We start from the raw sequence: 5519 nt of genomic DNA, 5'->3' as shown, positions 1-5519 counted from the left end.
CGGGTGATGAGGCTGTGTTCGAGTTCGGGATCGGAGAGGCTGTGCCATTGTCCGAGCAGGACGGCTTTGAACATGGATAGCAGTGGATAGGCGGGACGACCGCGGTGGTCTCGAAGGTAACGGATTCTTTGACGGTTCAGGTACTGTTCGATCGGTTGCCAGTCAATCACTTGATCCAACTTCAATAGCGGGAAACGGTCGATGTGTTTGGCAATCATGGCTTGTGCGGTTTGCCGGAAGAAGGTACTCATGAAAAATCTCCTAAATGTCTTGGTGGTAATTTAGGGGATTTTGGGGGATTTTGTAAAGGTCTCAAACTGCCTTAGCATTGAATGTCCAGATTCCCGGAATGACGGTTTAGAAGTTACCCTAAACCTCAAAAAAAACCTGCACCTTAATCAGTTGGCGGTTTAGTCCGACTTTTGGGGTGCAGATCAAGCTTTCAGACGGTATTTCCTTTAAAACTTCATTTCAAGCGCGAGGCTGAAGTTCCTGCCCGGTGCGGCATACCTTCCATAGTTACTGTCGCCGCCGTGCCGGTTTGCCGTGCTTTCCGCAGTCTGGCGCAAGGATTCCCAAGTAACGTAGCGGTAGTTGCCGATATTGTAGATAGCCGCCCTCAAGGTCAGCCGTTTTTTCAGATTAAGATAGGCGGAAACATCTGCCGTCGACCAAGCAGACGACGCTCTTTTTGCCGAATATCGTTTTTGATCGCCTGCCAGATAAGCAAGTTCATCAGGGTTTTTCCCTTTGGAATAGGTCAGCATAATGTTTGCGCCCCATTTCCCCTCGGGCTGGTCGTATCCGAACCCCAAAACATAACGCGACGGCTGTACCGCATCCAAAGCATAGCTGCGGAGGGACAGTCCCGGCCGGTTGGATACCGATTTCGGTTTGATACGGTTGTACGCCAAAGTCGTGTACAAACCTTCGGGCAGTTTGTGATACACACCGTTCCAGTCGATTTTTCCCAAGATGTTGATGCCTTGGAGCGACATATTTTGGGCATTGTAATAATCGCGTATATCAATCTCTGTCAATTGTCCTGCCTGATTCGGCAATTTGGTTTTTTGATCGGCAACGGCAATCATATCGGTATAACGGTTGCGGAAGCTGCTGATTTCCAAAAAGCCGAAATCGCCCTTCCACTGCAAACCGATTTCGCGGTTGGCTGCCTTTTCCGATTTCAGGGCAGGACGCTGCCAGCCTTTCGGATAATCGTGATAAATGTCTATCCCGAAAAGTTCTTGGAAGGAGGGCGTTCTGAAGCCGCTGGAGGCGCGGTAAGACAAAGAAAAATGCCGGTTCGGTTTGAACACGATGCCGCTGTTCCACGAACGGTCAACATACCGCCCGCTGCGGACGAGTTCTTCCGACGTGGTAAAGTTTTGCCGGTCGTACCTGCCGCCCAAGCTGAAATCGAAATATTTGCCGATTGAAAAACGGTCGTTCAAAGAAATGTGGATATTGCTGCCGTTGATTTTTCTTGGCACGCATTTGCGGGAACGCAGGGTTTCGATGTAGCCGCAGACCGACCCTTCGACGACTTCGGGCTTACCCAAAAGATACTTGTCTCCCTTATCGGTGTAATCCGAGTATTCCGAAATCCTTGCCGCATTGTGGGAAAGCTGTTCGGGGCGGGAGATCGCTTTGGAAGCATCGTAACCGAAGCCCAAAGTCAGATGGTGTTTCGTCCATTTGTTTTTCAGCGACTTCTCAAACGAGGCATTCAAAACATTGTGCTGTTCGCGGTAGTGGAAACGGTCGCTGCTGTCGTAGGAATACGGCTTGTCTGCCGACGCGCGGCAGGATTTGTCCACGGCAGGATACACGGCGCAATTCAGCTTCAGCGTGTTGTTGTCGGTTGCCACGCCCTGTTTGTCAAACGACAACACCGCCTTGTCCGCCCAATTGTCAGAATACGCTTCGTTTTCATAACGGTACAGCAAACCCATACGGCGGCGGCGGTGATGTTCGTCTATAAATTTGGTGCGGGAATATTTCAAACCTATGCCCTTGACCCATTTTTCTTTGTTTTTATCCCACGCTTCTATATTCGGCACAAAATACAAGCCGTCGCGGAAATCGTTGCCGTCGTACACCCCGCTCTTGTCGCTAAACTTTTTCGCCTCGTCCGTACCGTAATACTGTTTTTCCGTCATATCGCGGATGTCGTAACGCTGTTTGGTATCCTCAAACACGCCGCCGACATAATGCCTGCCGCCGAAGCGGTAGCCCAGCTTGGCAAGCCACGAACCGCTGCGGTAATCCATCGGATCGGGCAATATCCTGCCGCCGCCTGTGTACGATTGGGCGGACAGGTTTTCGTGGCGCGCCTGCGCCTCCCGCACCATCGCTTCTTCTTCACTGTTTAAAGCCTGACCTTTTGAACGGCGTTCTTCCACCCAGCGGTTGAGCTGGTTTTTCAAATATTTCCCGTTGCCCGCCAATTTTGCCACAGGCTTGAGCTCACTCTCGCCCTCCGCCAGGAAATATTCCGCCTTTTTATTCGGACTCTGAATATCGTATGTCTGGCGGAACGCGTCCAAACGGTCTATGCCGTATTCCACCCCGTCCGCAATATCGCCGTGCGGGCGCGTTTCCCGCCCTTGGCGTTCGGTTCGGATTAACAGCCCTTCCCAACCGTCCTTACTGAAACCCGCGCCGAGCGACTTCATAAATTGGCGGTTTTTACTGCCGTAGGCGGTTTTTGCCTGTATCCCCCAACTTTTGCCGTCTGAAATCAGGTCTGCCGCCTCTTTGGTGCGGAGGGAGACTGCTCCGCCGAGCGCACCGCTGCCGTGATCGGAAGAACCGGCACCTTTGTCGATTTCTACCGTACCGACGTTTTCATATTCGATTTCGTTGATTGCACCGCTGCCGCCGCGTCCGCCGTATCCGCTCAATGCACCCTGCACGGTAAACGCCTGTATTTGGGCAACACCGTCGACCGAAACCGCCACACGGTTTTTATCCACGCCCCGTATCGAATAACCGCCGCTCGCGCCGTTACCTTGTTCGACGACGGCCACGCCCGGATCGTAGCGCGTCAGGTCGCGGATACCGAGTACCTGTTCTTTGTTCAACGTTTCCGACGTTTTGACGATTTTGCCCAAACCGGTCGCCTCTTTCGATCGCCGTCCCACTTTGGCGGCACGGACGGTAATCTCCTTCAATGATTGACTTTGCGCCGCATCAGATGCCGCCGTTTCGGGGTTTGCCGCATATGATGGGAAAGCGGCTGCAATGGCCAAGGCGGTCAGGGTAAGCGGGAATGTATGCCTTCTGTTCATCGTGTTGCCTCCTTGTCATCTTTCTTCGCACCAAATACCACACCGATTTTTTGTTGGGGTTCGGCAAAGCTGCCGCCCAATTCCGATGCATGAGGTCCGTAAAAGCCCCCTGTTACATGAAGGTTCTCGGCTTTAAACGGTTTGGAGGATGTTGCACCCCTGCCAAGCAGGTCGATACCTGTATCACGGGTACGTGCTGCTGCATGGAAACCGTTGTGCTCAATAATACCGTTTTCAATATAGAAGGCAGGTTCTACACCATTTTTCTCCATCAGGGTGCCGGAAAGGGACTTGTTGGCAAAGTTAACGTCGAATTCGGCTTTTGCCGCTTTATCCGCATGGTTATCCCATTGGATCGGCGCGCCGATACGGGCTTCCCATGAACCTCTATAGTGGACATTCCCAATTTTGGGGATGTCTGCCTCGGAAGTGCGGATACCTTTTATGAAAAGGTCGATATTCCTGTATGCAGAAGCGGGTTGGACAGGTGATTTTCCATCCGTGCCTACGCTTTCCGCGTTGTTTCCTTCATTTTTTCCTGCTGTATTTGCTTCCCCGTTATCTTCCTCTGCCGGCAACTCGGAAGAAGCATGACCGTCATCGGTATCATTTTCCAAACCGTCTTCACCGTCTTCAGGCTCTAAACTTTCATTTTCATCATCAGGTCCCGCGCCTTCATGATCGGAATCTTCGTCCTCTGTTGCAGTCGGTTTGACGACGGGACGGTCGGTTTGCATCCGTCCGATTTTCACATAGTTCAGAAAATCGCAGCAGGTTCGGATTGTCGTTTTCCTGCCGTCGGCAAGAACGATGGTTTGAGTATCTTTGACCAAGGAGATTTCACGCCCTTCGACAAGGAGTTTGTCAGGATGGGCAAAGTCGGGCATAGGCTCGGCAATAAACGGACGTGCCTTAGGATCGGCAGCTTCGTCGGCGGCAATTTTCAGCGAATCCAAGATTTTGGTATGCGTTTCAGACGGCACGGAGCTATTTTGTTTGCCTGCGAATACGCCGAATACGCTTTTGTCGTTGCTGATAAACCGTCCGGCAAGCTCTTCTCCGTTATCGCCGAAAAAACCGCCCTCAAGCCGCTGATCGGCATCGGCATGGAAAAACAAATGCTCCTTACCGGCATGTTTTTCCGCTAAATCAGGATTGACCTTGGCACTGCCGATAAAGCGGTTGCCGTCCAATTTTGCAGTAATGTTGTAAATGATCAGCGGCTTTTTAGGTTCATCTGGATTATTCTTATTTTGCACATACTGATTTTTAATCAACTTACCTTCCAGGTTTTTTTTGTCGAAATTAACCGTATATTCGGCAGGATGTTTTTCCCTGTCGTCGGCATCCCTAGCCGCATAAGAAGTTGCACCAATATTATTACCATAATATGTGTTATAACCCAAATTCTCACTGGCAACCGCCTGACCTGTCCGATGACGTTTGGCATCGGTCATATATTGCCAGTTACCGGAATATTTCACCGTTCCCGCGCTCGGTAAAGATTGGGAGGGATGTTCTCCGGAATAATATACAAACCCGTCATAACCAAACCGGTGGGTAAACCGCTTACCACCTGAGTTCTGTTTGATTTCGTCTTCTCCTGTTTGAGTATAAACATATCCGGCCCGGACATATTTATATTGATACACAGCATCTTTTGAATCGGACGTGTAGATTTGTGCATTAGGATGCCGTCCTTTGATTTCCTTTTTAAGTTTGTCGACCTGTTCTTGCGGCGTACCGTCTAAAAACAGGATATCCTCCTCTTTAAGCGGCAGATACTCCTCTGCCTGATGCTTATCGGGAATTTCCGTACCGTCTTTGTTATAAAAAGCAATATTCCGCCTTGGCAACCGCATTGCCGCACCGACGGCGGGCTGGTTGACCGGCGTGGTTTCTATAGAAGGTTTGGCAGGAGCCGGAGCAGGAATATCCTCAGGCTTGGAAGGTTTGGAATCTGACGGGGTTTGCGCGGTCGGCGTTGATTCGACAACAGGCTGCACGCCGAAATTGCCGCCGATACAAGATGCCAAAAGTAAGGGCAACAAGACAATGCCGCCATAATTCGGTTTACACATCCCTACTTTTCCTCTATTTGATTAATAATAATTATCATTATATTAATATGCACAGATAATATCAACCCGAGACCTTGGCAAAAAAGCCCTTCCCACAACAGTCGAAACCCCAACACAGGTTTTCGGCTGTTTCCGCCACCAATCA

3 protein-coding genes are annotated in these 5519 nt (G+C 50.6%); all 3 read right to left on the bottom strand.

Annotation, left to right across the window (positions count from 1 at the left end; genetic code table 11):
• On the bottom strand, positions 1-251 hold a 251-nt coding region (locus ACTHSN_RS10695; protein WP_285071603.1), incomplete at its 3' end, for a transposase.
• 207 nt (positions 252-458) lie between these two features.
• Positions 459-3293, bottom strand: a complete 2835-nt coding sequence (locus ACTHSN_RS10690) for a lactoferrin/transferrin family TonB-dependent receptor (protein ID WP_060975174.1) — start codon at positions 3291-3293, stop codon at positions 459-461.
• Positions 3290-5374, bottom strand: a complete 2085-nt coding sequence (locus ACTHSN_RS10685) for a transferrin-binding protein-like solute binding protein (protein WP_049328591.1) — start codon at positions 5372-5374, stop codon at positions 3290-3292. The genes ACTHSN_RS10690 and ACTHSN_RS10685 overlap by 4 nt, the downstream gene beginning before the upstream one ends.
• Between the last annotated feature and the right edge of the window lie 145 nt (positions 5375-5519).

This window comes from Neisseria sp. P0009.S010 (assembly GCF_051958545.1).
GTDB classification, from domain to species: Bacteria; Pseudomonadota; Gammaproteobacteria; order Burkholderiales; family Neisseriaceae; genus Neisseria; species Neisseria subflava_A.
Note: the sequence above shows the minus strand (reverse complement) of the source record. Positions and strands in the feature narration are given on the sequence as shown.

Bases quoted from the DNA above. Each gene is read 5' to 3' on its own strand.
- ACTHSN_RS10690 (WP_060975174.1), bottom strand. From the start codon at position 3,293: ATGAACAGAAGGCATACATTCCCGCTTACCCTGACCGCCTTGGCCATT.
- ACTHSN_RS10685 (WP_049328591.1), bottom strand. From the start codon at position 5,374: ATGTGTAAACCGAATTATGGCGGCATTGTCTTGTTGCCCTTACTTTTG.